Source organism: Pseudonocardia xinjiangensis (assembly GCF_050948425.1).
GTDB classification, from domain to species: Bacteria; Actinomycetota; Actinomycetes; order Mycobacteriales; family Pseudonocardiaceae; genus Pseudonocardia; species Pseudonocardia xinjiangensis.
Map to the genome: position 1 here is coordinate 4958923 of NZ_CP192009.1, position 14800 is coordinate 4973722.

General features: G+C 69.3%; 15 protein-coding genes. 9 read left to right on the top strand and 6 right to left on the bottom strand.

Annotated elements, in window-relative coordinates; translation table 11 throughout:
• Positions 1–418: 418 nt before the first annotated feature.
• From ACQPZA_RS23335 to ACQPZA_RS23345, 3 genes are all read left to right on the top strand, one after another.
• Positions 419–1561, top strand: coding sequence for a sensor histidine kinase (locus ACQPZA_RS23335; protein WP_433273744.1), 1143 nt, complete (start codon positions 419–421; stop codon positions 1559–1561).
• The gene (locus ACQPZA_RS23340; RefSeq protein ID WP_433273746.1) at positions 1558–2220 is read left to right on the top strand and encodes a response regulator; all 663 of its coding nucleotides are present in this window, start codon (positions 1558–1560) and stop codon (positions 2218–2220) included. The genes ACQPZA_RS23335 and ACQPZA_RS23340 overlap by 4 nt, the downstream gene beginning before the upstream one ends.
• 101 nt (positions 2221–2321) lie before the next feature.
• Entirely contained in the window at positions 2322–2951 is a 630-nt protein-coding gene (locus tag ACQPZA_RS23345; RefSeq protein ID WP_433273748.1) for a hypothetical protein, read from the top strand.
• Positions 2952–3106: 155 nt separating this feature from the next.
• Here ACQPZA_RS23345 and ACQPZA_RS23350 read toward each other — a convergent pair whose 3' ends face one another.
• The 4 genes from ACQPZA_RS23350 to ACQPZA_RS23365 form a co-directional block, all read right to left on the bottom strand.
• Entirely contained in the window at positions 3107–4099 is a 993-nt protein-coding gene (locus ACQPZA_RS23350; protein ID WP_433273750.1) for an ABC transporter permease subunit, read from the bottom strand.
• On the bottom strand, positions 4096–5628 hold the full coding sequence (locus ACQPZA_RS23355) for a sugar ABC transporter ATP-binding protein (protein ID WP_433273752.1): 1533 nt from the start codon (positions 5626–5628) through the stop codon (positions 4096–4098). The genes ACQPZA_RS23350 and ACQPZA_RS23355 overlap by 4 nt, the downstream gene beginning before the upstream one ends.
• 5 nt (positions 5629–5633) lie before the next feature.
• A complete protein-coding gene (locus ACQPZA_RS23360; RefSeq protein ID WP_433273754.1) occupies positions 5634–6599 on the bottom strand; it encodes an ABC transporter substrate-binding protein in 966 nt (321 codons plus the stop codon).
• 388 nt (positions 6600–6987) lie between these two features.
• Positions 6988–7845, bottom strand: coding sequence for an NmrA/HSCARG family protein (locus tag ACQPZA_RS23365; RefSeq protein ID WP_433273756.1), 858 nt, complete (start codon positions 7843–7845; stop codon positions 6988–6990).
• A 79-nt stretch (positions 7846–7924) separates the two neighbouring features.
• On the opposite strand from ACQPZA_RS23365, the gene ACQPZA_RS23370 reads away from it, so the two are divergent.
• The 4 genes from ACQPZA_RS23370 to ACQPZA_RS23385 all read left to right on the top strand — a co-directional run bounded on the left by ACQPZA_RS23370 (position 7925) and on the right by ACQPZA_RS23385 (position 11244).
• Positions 7925–8065 carry a hypothetical protein gene (locus tag ACQPZA_RS23370; protein ID WP_433273758.1) on the top strand — a complete coding sequence of 47 codons (141 nt, stop codon included), beginning with the start codon at positions 7925–7927 and terminating at the stop codon, positions 8063–8065.
• 203 nt (positions 8066–8268) lie between these two features.
• A complete protein-coding gene (locus tag ACQPZA_RS23375) occupies positions 8269–8913 on the top strand; it encodes a DNA-3-methyladenine glycosylase family protein (protein ID WP_433273760.1) in 645 nt (214 codons plus the stop codon).
• A 128-nt stretch (positions 8914–9041) separates the two neighbouring features.
• Positions 9042–10196, top strand: a complete 1155-nt coding sequence (locus ACQPZA_RS23380; protein WP_433273762.1) for an alkaline phosphatase family protein — start codon at positions 9042–9044, stop codon at positions 10194–10196.
• A gap of 106 nt (positions 10197–10302) precedes the next feature.
• A complete protein-coding gene (locus tag ACQPZA_RS23385) occupies positions 10303–11244 on the top strand; it encodes a DUF5996 family protein (RefSeq protein ID WP_433282949.1) in 942 nt (313 codons plus the stop codon).
• Positions 11245–11367: 123 nt separating this feature from the next.
• On the opposite strand, the gene ACQPZA_RS23390 is transcribed toward ACQPZA_RS23385, so the two are convergent.
• Positions 11368–13026 carry a RecQ family ATP-dependent DNA helicase gene (locus ACQPZA_RS23390; RefSeq protein ID WP_433273764.1) on the bottom strand — a complete coding sequence of 553 codons (1659 nt, stop codon included), beginning with the start codon at positions 13024–13026 and terminating at the stop codon, positions 11368–11370.
• A 60-nt stretch (positions 13027–13086) separates the two neighbouring features.
• Positions 13087–13371, bottom strand: a complete 285-nt coding sequence (locus ACQPZA_RS23395; RefSeq protein WP_433282951.1) for a hypothetical protein — start codon at positions 13369–13371, stop codon at positions 13087–13089.
• Between ACQPZA_RS23395 and ACQPZA_RS23400 the strand changes: the two genes are divergently transcribed.
• Together ACQPZA_RS23400 and ACQPZA_RS23405 are read left to right on the top strand one after the other, a co-directional pair.
• Positions 13274–13765, top strand: a complete 492-nt coding sequence (locus ACQPZA_RS23400; RefSeq protein WP_433282953.1) for a DNA-3-methyladenine glycosylase family protein — start codon at positions 13274–13276, stop codon at positions 13763–13765. The genes ACQPZA_RS23395 and ACQPZA_RS23400 overlap by 98 nt on opposite strands.
• 68 nt (positions 13766–13833) lie before the next feature.
• Positions 13834–14640, top strand: coding sequence for an SDR family oxidoreductase (locus ACQPZA_RS23405; RefSeq protein WP_433273766.1), 807 nt, complete (start codon positions 13834–13836; stop codon positions 14638–14640).
• The last annotated feature ends 160 nt before the right edge of the window (positions 14641–14800 follow it).

The following is a 14800-nucleotide window of genomic DNA, read 5'->3' on the forward strand; positions in this document are numbered from 1 at the left end:
CGCCGAGCCACCATCGAGCAGTGCCCGTCAGCAAGCAACGAGGCTATCTACGAAGTATTGGGCCAGGGGCGCGGGGCCGGTCACCAGGCGACGGTGAGCGTGCGACCCACACCCGAGAAGTCGCCGTTGCCAAAGCCGACCAACCCGGCCGCCCCGCAAGCTCGACACCAACCAGCTCGCGGCGGGAGCCGCCGTGGCTGACGCTGCGCGGGCCCGCCTACGCGTGAACCGCGGAACAGGGCCCCACAGGCGCGCGCCCCGTGCGACGTCGAGCGCGGCCCACCGGCACCATGGCGCGCCGGTGAGGGGGAGAAACAGCCGGGCCACGGGTCCCAGGACGAGACACCGCAGGCCTGACATTGAGCGCCGTCGGGTTCGCACCGGTCCTTCTCGAAGTGCACCTACATAAGATCGCCGTGTGATCTACGTCTACGAGCGGCTGGCGGCCTTCCGCCGAAGCCGCTGGGGCGACATCGTGTGGCTCGGGCTGCTCGCCGTGCTGGTGGTGCTCGTGAGCTGGCTGAGCCGGCCGCGGGGCACCGGCTGGTCGCCGGTGCTGCTCGGTGGGTGGGCGATCCTGCTCGCCGGCATCGGGGTGCTGTGGTGGCGGCGCTCGCATCCGGTGCTCGTGCTGGTGGGCACTACCGCGGTCGCTCTCACGTACTACCTGCTCGGGTATCCGCCGGGGCCGGAGCCGCTGCCGTTCGTCGTCGCGCTGTACGCCGCTGCCGGGCACGGGCCGCGCAAGGTCTCCTGGACGACGGTCGCGCTCGTGCCGGTGGTCGTCGGGTCCGTCGAGATCATCCGGAACGAGCCACGGGAGAACCTGGCGCTGGTCATGGCGGTCCTCGCGCTCGTCGTCGTCAGCGGTGAGTTGGCAAGGGCCCGGCGGGCATCCGTGCAGGCGCTCGAGGACCGGGCGCTCGCCGCGGAACGCACCCGGGAGCAGGAGGCGGCCCGCCAGGTCGCCGAGGAGCGGCTGCGCATCGCGCGGGAGCTGCACGACGTCCTGGCCCATCATCTGTCGGTGATCAGCATCCAGGCCGGGGCGGCCGCGGTGCGGGGCCGCGAGCGTCCCGAGGTCGTGGACGACGCGCTGCGCACGATCCGCGCGTCGGCGAGCGAGGCGCTCACCGAGGTCCGGAGCGCGCTCGGGGTGCTGCGCGCGGAGCCGGCGCCGACGTTGGCCGGGTTGGCGGACCTGCTGGCCAGGACGCGCGCCGCCGGGCCGGCGGTCGAGCTCACCGTCGACGGCGAACTCACCGATCTCCCCGCGACCGTGCAGTCGGCCGCGTACCGAATCGTGCAGGAGGCGCTGACCAACGTCGTGCGCCACTCCGGCGCGACCGCCGCCCGGGTGCGGCTGTGCCGGCAGCCGACGTGTCTGATCGTCGAGATCGGCGACGACGGCCGCGGCACCGCCGACGCCGCCCGCGACGGCTACGGCCTGCGCACCATGCGGGAGCGCGCCGCGGCGCTCGGCGGGGACCTGGACGTCGACACCGCCGGCCCGCGCGGTGTGCGGGTCAGCGCCCGGCTGCCGATGACGGGACAGGCATGATCCGCGTCCTGCTCGCGGACGACCAGCCGCTCATCCGCACCGGCCTGCGCGCGATGCTCGACGAGGACGACATCGAGGTGGTCGCGGAGGCCGCCGACGGCGCGGAGGCCGTCCGGCTCGCCGTCGAGCACCGCCCGGACCTGGTGCTCATGGACATCCGCATGCCCGTGCTCGACGGCGTGACGGCCACGGCGCGGATTCTCGGCGAGCTCCGCCTCACCGACGTGCACGTCGTGATCCTCACGACCTACGACCTGGACGAGTACGTGTACCGGGCGCTCCGGGCAGGCGCGAGCGGCTTCGTGCTCAAGGACACCGACCCGACCGAGCTGGTGTCCGGCCTGCGCGCCGTTGTGCGCGGTGACGCGTTGCTCTCCCCGGTCGTCACCAGGCGGCTGATCGAGAGCTTCACCGCGGCGCAGCCGACCGGCCGGCCGTCGCTGCCGGTCCACCGGCTGACCGGTCGCGAGCGCGAGGTCCTCGACCTGCTCGTCACGGGCCTCGCGAACGACGAGGTCGCCGAACACCTGGTGATCAGCCCGGCCACCGCGAAGACGCACGTGAGTCGGGTGCTCGCCAAGCTCGACGTCCGGGACCGCGCGCAGCTCGTCGTCCGCGCCTACGAGTCGGGGTACGTCGCCCCCGGACGTCCGGGTTGACGTCCACCTTTCGCGTAGACGGAACACCGCCTCGGGCTGACGAACCGGGCCGCTCCGGCCGCCACCGTGGAGCGGACCGACGGACGTCGAGAGGAGCGGTCGTGGACGTGATGGTGGTACGGCGGGCCAAGGCGGTGGGCCTGGTGCTGGGACCGGTGATGATGGCGACATCCACGTTCTTCTGGGTGGACGGGGAGCACGGCGCCACGGGTGGGACGCTGGCGGCGTTGTCGCTGGTCCCGTGGGCGTTCGGCCTGCTGGGCGAGTACGACCGGCTGCGCGGGCAGGCACCGCGCCTGTCGGCCGCGTGGCTCCTGTTCTTCCTCTACGGCGTGCTCGGAGGCGTCTCGTTCGGGCTGCGGGACTTCTACGACGCCGCCTTCCACGTCTCGCAGGCCGACTCGGTGCACGCGTTCGCGGCGTACCCGCTGCAGGCGCAGGTGATCCTCTGGCTGGCCGGTCCCGCGTTCCCGCTGTCGCTGCTGGCGCTCGCCGGTCTGCAGTGGGTCACGCGGCGGACGCCGCGCTGGGCGACGCTGCTCCTCGCCGCCGGCGCCGTGGCGTTCCCGGCGAGCCGCATCCCGCGCATCGAGCTGGTCGCGCACGTCGCGGACTTCGTGTTGGTCGCCGCGTTCGCCTACCTCGCGTGGCTGCACTGGGCCCGCGCGCAAGAGTCGATCACGCCACCCGCTGGTCCCAGGGCAGGAACGGTGAGCAGCAGCGCCGGCTGAACTCGTAGGTGCGGTGCCCAGACCACCGCTGACCCGCACGTTCGCGTGGTCAGCGCCCTGGGTGGTGACAGCAGAGCTCGACCAGCTGTGCGTCCAGGTCGACCCGGTGGACAACCCTCGACAACGCGTCGTGGGCGACGCCGCTCCGCTGCGTCCTAGGAGCGCCAGTTCTTCAGGCTGTCCAGGGCGACGGCGACGATGATCACGACGCCCTTGATGATGAGCTGGGTGAAGAACGGCACGTTCATCAACACGAGCCCGTTGCTGAGGACGCCGATGATGAGCGCGCCCACGAACGTGCCGTGGATCCGGCCGCGGCCGCCGAAGAGCGAGGTGCCGCCGAGCACGACCGCGGCGATCGCGTCGAGCTCGTAGCCCTCACCGGCGCGGGGTTGGCCGGACTCGACGCGGGCGGCGAACATGACGCCGGCGAGACCGGCCGTGAGCCCGGCGAGCAGGTAGACCTTGAGCAGCACGCGCTTGACCTTGATGCCCGCGAGGCGAGCGGCCTCGACGTTGCCGCCCACGGCGTAGACGTGTCGGCCGAACGTGGTGCGTTCGAGGACGAACCACACGGCCAGGTAGGTGATCACCATGACCACCACCGGCGAGGGGATCGCGGCGATGTTGCCGTTGCCGAGGAGGCGGAAGCCCAGCTGGCCCTCGGCGATCAACGGCTGGCCGTCGGTGAGGGCGTAGGCGGTGCCGCGCAGGTAGGTGAGCGCCCCGAGCGTCACGATGAACGCGGGCAGCGCAAGGTAGGCCACGAGCAGGCCGTTGAGCAGCCCGGCGGCCGCACCGACCAGGATCCCGCCGAGCACGGCGACGAGGGCGGGCGTGCCGCCGTTCCACAGCAGCACGGACGTCACCCCGGCAACGCCGATGATCGACCCGACCGACAGGTCGATGCCGCCGGTGAGGATCACGAGCGTCATTCCTGCGGCCAACACGGCATTGATCGAGACGGCGCGGGCGACGTTGAAGCCGTTGCTGAGGCTCCAGAAGTTGGGCGCGATCACCGCCATGAGGGCCACCATTGCGAGCAGCACGATGATGATGCCGTAGCGGTCCCACATCTGGCCGAAGCCGGGCCGGGTGCGCCCGGATCTCTCGAGCGCGGACGTGCCCGCCGGGACGGTCCGGGTCATGCGGGGGTGCCTCCGTTCTGGTAGCTGCTCGCCGCTGTGTCGGACCCGGCCACCCCGGTGGCGTGCAGCATCACGGCCTCCTCGGTGGCCTCCTGCCGGTCGAGCTCGGCGACGATCCGGCCGCCGCGCACCACCAGCACCCGGTCGCTGATGCCGAGCGCCTCGGGAAGGTCGGAGGAGACCACGAGCACGGCGACGCCGCGCCCGACCTGCTCGTTGATGATCCGGTAGATCTCGTACTTGGCGCCGATGTCGACGCCGCGGGTGGGCTCGTCGAGGATCAGCACGCGCGGGCCGACGGTGAGCCAGCGGCCGAGCACCACCTTCTGCTGGTTGCCGCCGGACAGGTGCCCCACGTCCTGCGACGGCGCGGTGCGGATGCCCAGGGCGTCCATCTGGCGGCGGGCCGCGTCCCCGATGGCGCGGCGGCGCAGCACCCCGAGCCGGGAGAACCTGCCGAGCGCGCCGGCCACGAGGTTGTCGCGGATCGACATCAGCGGGAACAGCGCCTGTTCCTTGCGGCTCTCGGGGAGCAGCCCGATGCCGTCGCGGATGCTGGCGGCGGGGGATCGGTTGTCGAGGAGCTTGCCGTCGAGCTCGACGGTGCCGCCCCGGGCGCGGTCGGCGCCGTAGATCATCCGGGCGATCTCGGTGCGACCCGCGCCGATCAGGCCGACCATCCCGACCACCTCGCCGGCCCGTAGCTGCAGGTCGACAGGCCCGATCCCGGCGCCGTCGGTCAGGCCCTGGACGCGGAGCACGACCTCGCCTGCCGTGCGGTCGTCGTGGACGTAGAGCTCCTCGACGTTGCGCCCGATCATCTGGGTGATCACCCGCTCGGGAGTGATGTCGGCCTTCTCGCTGGTGCCGACCGAGCGGCCGTCGCGGAACACGGTGACCCGGTCGGCGAGCTGCCAGACCTCCTCCATCCGGTGGCTGATGTAGACCAGCCCCATCCCGGCGGCCCGCATCTCGTCGATCAGGCTGAAGAGCTGCCGCGCCTCCCGATCCGACAGCGCCGCGGTGGGCTCGTCGAGCACGAGGATCCGAGCGTCCTCGGCGAGGGCGCGGGCGATCTCGACCATCTGCTGGCGGCCGACGGACAGCCGGCGCATCGGCAGCCGGGGGTCGATGTCAGCGCGGACGCGGGCCAGCTTGTCGGTGGCGTCGCGCAGCACCCGCCTGCGGTCGAGGCCGCCCCAGCGCGTGCGCGGTTCGGCGCCCAGCGCCAGGTTCTCGGCCACCGTCATGTCGGGAACGGTGTTGAGCTCCTGGTGGATGATCGCGATCCCCAGCGCGGCCGCCTCGATCGGGGACGCCACCGTGACCGGCTCCCCGTCGATCCGGATGGTGCCGGCGTCCGGAGCGTGGACGCCGGCGAGCACCTTCATCAGCGTCGACTTGCCGGCGCCGTTCTCCCCCATGAGGGCGTGGACCTCACCGGCGCGCAGATCGAAGTCGACGCCGCGTAGGGCGGGAACCCCACCGAAGGACTTGGTGACACCCTCCATGTCGACCAGGGCGGTCATCGGGCCTACTGCCAGCCCTTGTACTGCGCCAGGTTCTCCCTGGTGATCATCTCGGTGGGCACGAGCACGGACTGCTCCTCCAGCGCCTCGCCCGCGAACAGCTTCTGGGCCATCTCCAGCGCGATCGCGCCCTGGGTGTTGGGGTCCTGAGCCGCCGTGGCACGGAACATCGAGTCGGGCTTCTGCAGCTCGGCAACCGCCTCCGGCGATGCGTCGACGCCGACGATCACCAGCCCACCGATGCCGGCCTGCTGCGCGGCGAGGGTGGCACCCAACGCCGTCGGGTCGTTGATCCCGAATACGCCCTTCACGTCCGGGTGTGCGGTGAGCATGTCGGTGGCGATCGTCAACGCCTCTGCGCGCCCGTTGTCGCCGTTCTGCTCGGCGACGATCGTGATCTGCGGGTAGCCCTGCAGCGCCTGCTTGCAGCCGGTGACCCGGTCCTGCACCGACGAGATCGGCGTGCCGTTGATCAACAGGATGTTGCCTGCGCCGCCGATCTGGTCGGCCAGGTAGGTGCAGGCGAGGTTGCCGGCCGCGGTGTTGTCCAGGGTGACCTGCGCCTCGGCACCACGTGCGGCGACGTCGACAGCGACCACCGTGATCCCGGCCGCCTTGGCCCGCTCGACCGCCGGCCCGATGCCGTCGGAGTCGACGGCGTTGATCAGCAGCACGTCGACCTGCTGCTGGATGAAGGCGTCGATCTGCTCGTTCTGGGCACCGAGGTCCTGCCGGCCGTCCTGCACGTTGACGGTGGCGCCGATCTTCTCCGCCCCGGTCTGTACGCCGTTGGCCATGGACTGGAAGAACGGGTTGGACAGATCCTGGACCATCAGCCCGATGGTCTTGACGCCCGCGCCGGGCTCGCTGCCACGGTCGGTGCTGACCGGGTCACCCTCGCTACAGGCGGTGGCCACCGCGCATGCCAGCACCAATCCGCTCGCCACAAGCAGCCGCTGCCGCAGCCTCATCGCTCGTACCCCCTGCTCGCGCCGTTGCGAGAGGCGATGTTAACGCACACATCAGAGCAGAAGGAGCGTACGGAGCACGGTGCCACCGAGCGGTCGACCAGTCTCATCGCAACCGGGTGGCGGCGCAGAACGCGCTCAGCGTGACGTCGACCCAGCTCAGACCGGCAGGTGGTACTGCTCTCGAGCACCGAGATGCACTACCGCCCGAAGACCTGCTGGACCGCGGGATCGACGATCACGCTGACGGCTGACATGTTCGGCGTCGACCTCGGCAACGGCACCTACGGCGAGACCGACCGCACCGAGACGGTGCACGTGCACGACGCCTGGGTCGGGGACGTGGGAACAGTGGCAGAAGAGCAGCGCTGTCTGAGGTGCTCGTCGGGCGTCACGTGCTGCGGGTGGCCGCGAAGGTACGGCTGGCCCAATCGGCGAACGTCGTCCAGCCGATCTGCGGTTGCGCGCCGTGCAGTGCGTCGAGATCGACCTGGTACCCGGGGCCGTTGAGAAACCGCCACATGGCATGCATGTCGGGGTTGGTGATGGAGTCCAACGGCACCTGCTCGTGGCGCACCGGACGACCCAGCGCCGCTCCGAGCGTGGCGGCCATCTGGGAGGGGGTCGGGGCGTCGCCGGCAATCTCGATCCGTCGTCCCACGTACCGGTGCGGGGACCGCAGCACCTCGGCGGCGAATGCCCCCAGGTCCGAGCGGGCCAGTTGCTGCAGCGGCCGATTCCCCGGCAACGGGAGGTCGAGGATCCCGTTGCGGATCCGGTCGGCGCCGCCGAGGGCGTTGTCGAAGAAGTACGTGGGTCCCAGGATCGTGTAGGGCAGGCTCCCTGCGGCGAGGTCGGCTTCGATGACGGCCTTGCTGTCGAAATGCGGGACGCCGCTGTGCTGGTCCGCCCCGGCCACCGAGCTGAACACGAGGTGTGGCATCCGCGACTCGCGGGCGGCGGCCAGGATCGTGCGGCCTTGCTCGACCTCGGCGTCCACACCGGAGTCGAACGGCGTGGTCACCGCGAACACGCCCGCAACCTCGCGCATCGCGGTGGTCAGCGACTTCTGGTCGGTCAAGGAGCCGGCCGCGACCTCGACGCCGCGGCCGGCCAGCCGCCGAGCGGATCCGCTGCCCGGGTCGCGCACCAGGGCTCGTACCGGCACGGCCCGCGCGAGCAGCGCCTCGGTCACGGCTCCGCCCTGTCCGCCGGTGGCGCCGAGCACCAGCACGGGAGCCTCAGGCATGGCTTGCACCTCCTGCCGGGGTTGTGCGCCCCGGCAACAGTACGTCGCCACCCGAACCTCGCCGGCTCTCGAGCCGACTGTGCGGGACCCTGCGGCGGCCAGGACGCTGGAGCTCGACGTGGAGTGCCGCCTCGAGGCGATGCGAGCGGTGATCACCTCCGGGCGACGCTGCGGCGACATCGCCCCCCCGTCGACGGCGATGGACGTACTCCCCCACTGAACTGCTCCGAACGGCAGCAATACAGGAAATCAACGATCATCCATATTCGACGAAACCCAAGCGCTCTGCACCTGTTCGATGAATCGCAACGTTCGCATGTATCTGCGCCACTCTGATGGATCTACTGAGGCGAAACGGATTCCGATGGGAGCGGGCGTACCATCAGATGAATGACGCGGAGCGCGACGACTCCCGAGATCCACTTGCGCCGCGCCGACCCCGTACTGGGCGCAATCATCGACAGGGTCGTGCGAGAGAACGGCGGCACCCGGCTGACGCTGCCGCCCGACCCCACGGCGCCGCGCGATCCGAACATCCCGACCGACCACTACAGCATGCTCATCCGCGCGATGGTCAGCCAGAACATCTCCATCATCGCGTCGACCGCGATCTACCGGAGACTGAACGAGCGCTTCGGCGGCCGACCGCCGACGCCGCAGGAAATCCTCGACGACGACCCCGACGAGCTGCGCCTGACCGCCGGCCTCTCCAGAGCGAAGACGACATCCCTCCGCTCACTCGCCGAGCACATCGTCTCCGGCGAGCTCGACCTCGAGCAGTTGCACGAGTTGCCCGACGATGCGGTGGTCACACAGCTCGTCGCGGTGAAGGGCATCGGCACATGGACCGCCCACATGTTCATGATGTTCCACCTGCACCGCCCGGACGTACTACCCGTCGGCGACCTCGAGATACGCCGCTGCGTCCAGCACGAGTACCGGCTGCCGGAGCGGCCACGCCCCGCTGAACTGGAAGAAATCGCGGAGCCGTGGCGCCCCTACCGAACGCTCGCATGCATGTACCTCTGGCAGATCGCGCACACCACGCCACAGGTCCAGGTGTACTGACTGGTGGCCTCGTCCGACATGGTGAGGGCCGGCAGAACAGGGATGACCGAGGAAGGTCCGAGGTCAGGCGGCATCGTGGAGGCGCTGGTCGTCACGCAGACGACCGCCCGGCACTAGGGTCGTGGACGATGAAACCCCTGGTACCGCTGTACGGTGCCGCCACACTTGCGAACGTCGTCCCGTCGATCCTGGCGGGGTTCGGCGTGCCGGACATGACAGCGGTCCTCGGGCTTCCCGGGGCGCGCAGGGTCTGTCTTCTTCTGGTCGATGGGCTGGGCTGGAAGTCGCTGCGCTCCCGCGAGGCCGAGGCGCCGTTCCTGTCGTCGCTGGCCTTCGAGAGTGAACCCATCACCGCGGGCTTTCCCGCGACGACCGCGACCGGCATCGCCGCGCTCGGCACCGGCCTGCCACCGGGAGAGAACGGCTTCGTCGGCTACTCCTTCGCCGCTGCCGACAATGTGATGCTCAATGTTCTGGGGTGGCATCGTCATGGTGACGGCCGCCCGGTGGACCTGCGCTCGCGGATCGTTCCTGAGGAGTTCCAACCTCATCGCACCGCGTTCGAACGCGCGGCTGATGCCGGCGTCGCCGTCAGCATCGTCGCTCCGCGAGAGCAGGACGGCAGCGGCCTCAGTCGCGCAGTGCTGCGAGGTGGTCGGTTCATCAGCGCACACACACTGGGCGACCTCACCAGCAGAACGCTGGAGGCACTCCGCGCTCACGACCGCGCGTTCTGCTACGCCTACCACGGCGACCTTGATGTGCTCGGGCACGTCTACGGACCGAGCAGCGACCCGTGGCGCCACCAACTGGCGTATGTGGATCAACTCGCAGCAAGGATCGCCGACGGACTCCCCCGCGGGGCAATGCTCGTCATCACGGCCGACCACGGCATGGTGGAAATCGCGGCTGACGATCGTGTCGACCTGGACAACGAACCACTCCTACGAGATGGGGTTCGGATGCTGGGCGGCGAGGCACGCGCTCGACACGTCTACACGGAATCGGGCGCAACCGACGACGTGTTCGACGGTTGGCAGAGTCTCCTCGGTGACCGAGCGTGGATCCTGCGCAGGGACGACGCCATCGCCGCGGGATGGTTCGGGCCCCAGGTTGACGACCGCGTTCGTCCGCGCATAGGCGATCTCGTCGTTGCGGCACAAGGAACCCTCGCCATGACTCGTACGCGAACCGAGGCACGGCTCAGCAGGTTCATCGGACAACACGGGTCACTCACTCCAGACGAACAGCTCGTTCCGCTTCTCGTGCTTCAGAAGAGCTAGAACCGGATCACGAACGTCACTGGAACGGTCATCAAGGACTCCGGTAGCTTCGAGCATCGATGACATGCATGCGAATCGAGGTGATTACGTGACACCGCAGGATCCGGTGCCCGCGTGCACTCATCTGGCTACAGAACGTCCGGAAGACACCGCCGAATGGCCCATACTGCCGGTGGCGCAGTGGCAACCGACCCGAGACACCCTGCACCTCTGGACTCAGATCATCGGAAAGATCCGGCTCGCGAACTCACCTTTGGTCAATCACTGGTGGAACGTTCCGCTCTACGTCACCTCCCGCGGGCTGACCACCTCGTTGATCCCGCACAACAGCGGCCGCAACTTTCAGATCGACTTCGACTTCCACGACCACCAGCTGCAGATCACGACGTCCGACGGCCAATTGCGATCACTGGCCCTCGAGCCGCGGAACGTCGCCGACTTCTACAACCGAGTACTGAACCATCTGAACGACCTCGGTCTCACCACCCGAATCTGGCCGAGGCCGGTCGAGATCGAGAACGCCATCCCGTTCGACAACGACGACACGCACGCCTCCTACGATCGCGACCACGTGCAGCGCTACTGGCGAACACTGGTCCAGATCGACCGGGTCATGCACGAGTTCCGCGGCCGGTTCCTGGGGAAGGCAAGTCCGGTCCACCTGTGGTGGGGCGCGCTCGACCTGGCGACCTCCCGGTTCTCCGGTCGCCCCGCACCTCCGCACCCCGGTGGCGCACCCAACATCGGTCCACACGTCATGCTGGAGGCCTACTCCTACGAAGTAAGCAGCTGCGGCTACTGGCCGGACGGCGACCACGGCCTCTTCTACTCCTACGTCTACCCCGAACCCGACGGGTTCCGCGACGCTCCTGTCGAACCCGTCGGCGCCTACTACAGCGAGGAACTCGGCGAGTTCGTCCTCCCCTACGAACGGGTCCGAGAAAGCGCCGACCCGGAGAAGCTGCTCCTCGATTTCCTGCAAACCACCTACGAGGCGGCAGCAGAGTACGCCGGATGGCAGCGACCGACGCTCGAGCGAACTCCATGACGAAGCGATGGTTGCCGTTGCGACAGGGCCGGCAGGGGCATCGGCCTGGCGATCACCCAGACCCTGGCGGACGCCGGTGCGCACGTGATCGCAGGAGCGCGCACTCCACTAGAGCGGATCTGCTCACCGCCGATGCAAGATCCCGGATGACAGGGCTGACGCGGTCAGGTGTTTGTATCCGACACTATCGAAGTAGACCAGAAGCTCGTGGTCATCTCGGCTCAGCATCTGTCCCTCTCCCCAGAGACGATGACGCACCGGAGTCCCACCGGTGACCGATGGGCGAGAAGGCGCGGTCGGTTGTGAGAACCGATCATTGTCGCAGTTCTCACAGGGTGGGGTATAGCTCTCGCCGAAGTATGCGAGGAGTTCCGCCCGACGGCATCGCGTACTCTCCGCGTATTCCCGGGCTGCGTTGAGACGGCTGGCCAGCACGGCTTGTCGCCGTTGATCCAGCGTCACCAGTTGATCGGTCAGATCGGCGGGACGTGGTAGATCCTGCTCAGGCTCGACAACGCGGTGGTGACCGGCCCCGGCAATGCTGACGAATCCCAGTTCGCTCAGTTCGTTGACCACACGGTCGACAGCGTGTGCAGCCACCTCGGAAGACTCAACCAGCTCCGCAACTGCAACTGACCCGCCGGCGTTCTCGATCGCATCGACAACCCGGTGGAGGGTCGCTTCGCCCAGGTGCGTGCGCGCTGCGAGGCTTCGAGGTATCCGGATGGCCCGCGGGTCGTGCACCAGGACCGCAGCAGCCGGCTCTCCGTCCCGGCCGGCCCGCCCGATCTCCTGGTAGTAGTCGTCGATGCTCGCAGAGACGCCCGCATGCACCACGGTCCGGATATCAGGTTTGTCGATTCCCAGGCCGAACGCACTGGTGGCGACCACGACATCCAGCCGCCCCGAGAAGAATTTGTCCTGTACGTCCGCCCGGGCACCGGCGGCCAGACCTGCGTGGTAGGGGGCGGTCCGGAAGTCGTCGAGCCGCAGCCGGTCGGCGAGCGACTCGCATCGTGCGTGAGTGAGCGCGTAGACCAGGGCAGGAGTCTCATGCTGGATCACCACGTCGACGCAACGATCGTCGACAGCGCGTGCCTCCGGCTTGCTCGGCTGGGTTTGCCGCATGGCGAGCGATATGTTCGGCCGGTCGAAATCGGCGACCACTACGTCCGGGGACTGCATTCCCAGGCGGCGCGTGATGTCCGCCTGCACGGGCGGGGACGCTGTCGCCGTCAATGCGAGGATCGTCGGTCGGCCGAGATCCGCGATCGCGTCGACCAGCCTCAGGTACTCCGGCCTGAACTCCTGACCCCACTCGCTGACGAGGTGCGCCTCGTCGACGACGAACAGCCTGACGTCGCGTGCGCCGGCGCGTACCGCATCGCGCGTCTCGGAGTTCATGAGTTGCTCAGGCCCGATGAAGAGAAAGTCGAGATCGCCCCTGGCCAGACGCGAAAGGGCGTCCTGACGCTCGTGCGCCCTCTGAGAGGAGTTCAGCAGCTCGGCTTCGATGGGCCGCGGCGCTCCGTAGCGGCGGCCGGCGATCGACCTGATCTGGTCCCGTTGCAAGGCGATCAGCGGCGAGATCACCAGCGTGAGACCGCCGAGAGAGAGGCCTGCCACCTGGTAGATGGCGCTCTTGCCGCTGCCTGTCGGCAGCACGGCCAGCGTGTCACGGCCCGCAACGACCCCACCCACCGCCTGGTTCTGGGAGGGCCGCAAGCTGAAGTCGAACAGCGCGCTCGCCACCGCGGCAGGCGTAAGGCTGGGGCCGGACATACGTCGAAGGTACCCACGAAGTGGTTCGTGACGCTGTGACCTGCGGATACATCGCCAACGTCACCATCCGCTCACGGGCCGGCCAGCGGCGTCGGTGCCCACCGCCTGGATGCGCCCGTTCGAATCGGGGGAGATCCAGACGTCGCGCCAGGCGGGAGGAATCACCAGTGCCGAGATCCGCGCGATGACCGCGGGATCGTTGATCGGTTCGCTCGCCTCGTCGTAGTAGCTCCAGTCGGGCCCCTGCCTGCGGCGGGACAGACCAGGCGCCGCGGGATCGACCCGAACCAGGTGGGCAGGTGGCTCTGATCGCTTCAGCGGGCACCCGCCGACACCGCGAGAGATCCTCGACGACGATCCCGACGAGCTGTGCCGGGCCGCAGGTCTGTCGAGAGCGAAGGCGGCGTCCCTGCGCTCGCTCGCCGAGCACATCGACTCCGGCGACCTCGATCTGGAACGACTGCACGAACTGCCCGACGAAGACGTGATCGCGCAGCTCTCGGCGGTGAAGGGCATCGGCACCTGGACCGCCGACATGTTCCTGATGTTCCACCTGAACCGGCCGGACGTACTGCCGGTCGGCGACCTCGGCCTTCGCCACGCCGTGGAGAAGGCGTACGGGCTGTCAGGACCACCGGCCCCGGCCGAGCTGGAGCGGATCGCTGAGCCATGGCGCCCGTACCGGACGCTGGCGTGCCTCTACCTCTGGCAGATGGCGCAGGCAACGCCGCAGGTCTAGACCCGGAACCTCGGGCGTCGGTACGCCAGGCGGGTTCGCCGGGCAAGGCCGTCGGGTACCTCGGCAGCATGAGTGTCCCCGAGGGGTTTCCGGCCACCGCGATCGTCACCGGCTCCGACTCCGGAATCGGCCGCGCCGTGGCTGTCGCGCTGGCCGCAGGTGGCTGCGACGTCGGCATCACCTTCCATTCGCACGACGCGGGGGCGCGGAGCACCGCCGAGCAGGTCCGTACCCACGGGCGCAAGGCCGAGATCCGCCGGCTGGACTTCGGCGTGCTGCCAGGTGCTGCTGACGTCATCGACGACCTCGCCGACGCGCTCGGCGGCCTCGACGTGCTGGTCAACAGGGCGGGCACGGGCACCAGCACGCCATTCCTGGACACCGACTACGACACCTGGCGTGAGGTGCTCGCAACCGATCTCGACGGTGCGTTCCTCTGCATGCAGCGCGCGGCCCGCCGGATGATCGCCGCGGGGCGCGGCGGCCGGATCGTGAACATCACCAGCGTCCACGAGTTCCAGCCCCGCGTCGCCGCCGGCGCCTACAGTGCTGCGAAGGCCGGCCTCGGGCTGCTCACGAAGGTAGCCGCGCTGGAGCTTGCCGAGCATCGGATCACGGTGAACGCGGTAGCGCCGGGCGAGGTCGCGACCCGGATGACCGGGCAGGAGGAGACAGATCCACACACTGTCGAGCGCCCCGGTGTGCCGCTGGGCCGTCCGGCCGACGCGCGCGAGATCGCCGCGGTCGTCGCATTCCTCGCGTCACCCGGCGCCTCGTACGTGACCGGTGCCTCGTGGCCCGTGGACGGCGGAATGCTGCTGATGGGACCCACGGCGGGTTCCGACCTCACTTCGAACGACTGGCGCCCGTCGTAGCCGCGACCGGATGTTCGAGATCACCTGGACGCAGCGCAGGCGTGGTCTGGCCTCCGGGTCGACGGTCGGGCTGACCAGCATCAGGTTCCTGATCGGCGGTGCCGGCACGGTGACGGGGGGCGGCGTGGCAGAACCTGGTTGCCGCCGCAGCGAGGCCGTC

Bases quoted from the DNA above. Each gene is read 5' to 3' on its own strand.
- ACQPZA_RS23340 (WP_433273746.1), top strand. From the start codon at position 1,558: ATGATCCGCGTCCTGCTCGCGGACGACCAGCCGCTCATCCGCACCGGC.
- ACQPZA_RS23350 (WP_433273750.1), bottom strand. From the start codon at position 4,099: ATGACCCGGACCGTCCCGGCGGGCACGTCCGCGCTCGAGAGATCCGGG.
- ACQPZA_RS23355 (WP_433273752.1), bottom strand. From the start codon at position 5,628: ATGACCGCCCTGGTCGACATGGAGGGTGTCACCAAGTCCTTCGGTGGG.
- ACQPZA_RS23360 (WP_433273754.1), bottom strand. From the start codon at position 6,599: ATGAGGCTGCGGCAGCGGCTGCTTGTGGCGAGCGGATTGGTGCTGGCA.
- ACQPZA_RS23365 (WP_433273756.1), bottom strand. From the start codon at position 7,845: ATGCCTGAGGCTCCCGTGCTGGTGCTCGGCGCCACCGGCGGACAGGGC.
- ACQPZA_RS23380 (WP_433273762.1), top strand. From the start codon at position 9,042: ATGAAACCCCTGGTACCGCTGTACGGTGCCGCCACACTTGCGAACGTC.
- ACQPZA_RS23390 (WP_433273764.1), bottom strand. From the start codon at position 13,026: ATGTCCGGCCCCAGCCTTACGCCTGCCGCGGTGGCGAGCGCGCTGTTC.
- ACQPZA_RS23405 (WP_433273766.1), top strand. From the start codon at position 13,834: ATGAGTGTCCCCGAGGGGTTTCCGGCCACCGCGATCGTCACCGGCTCC.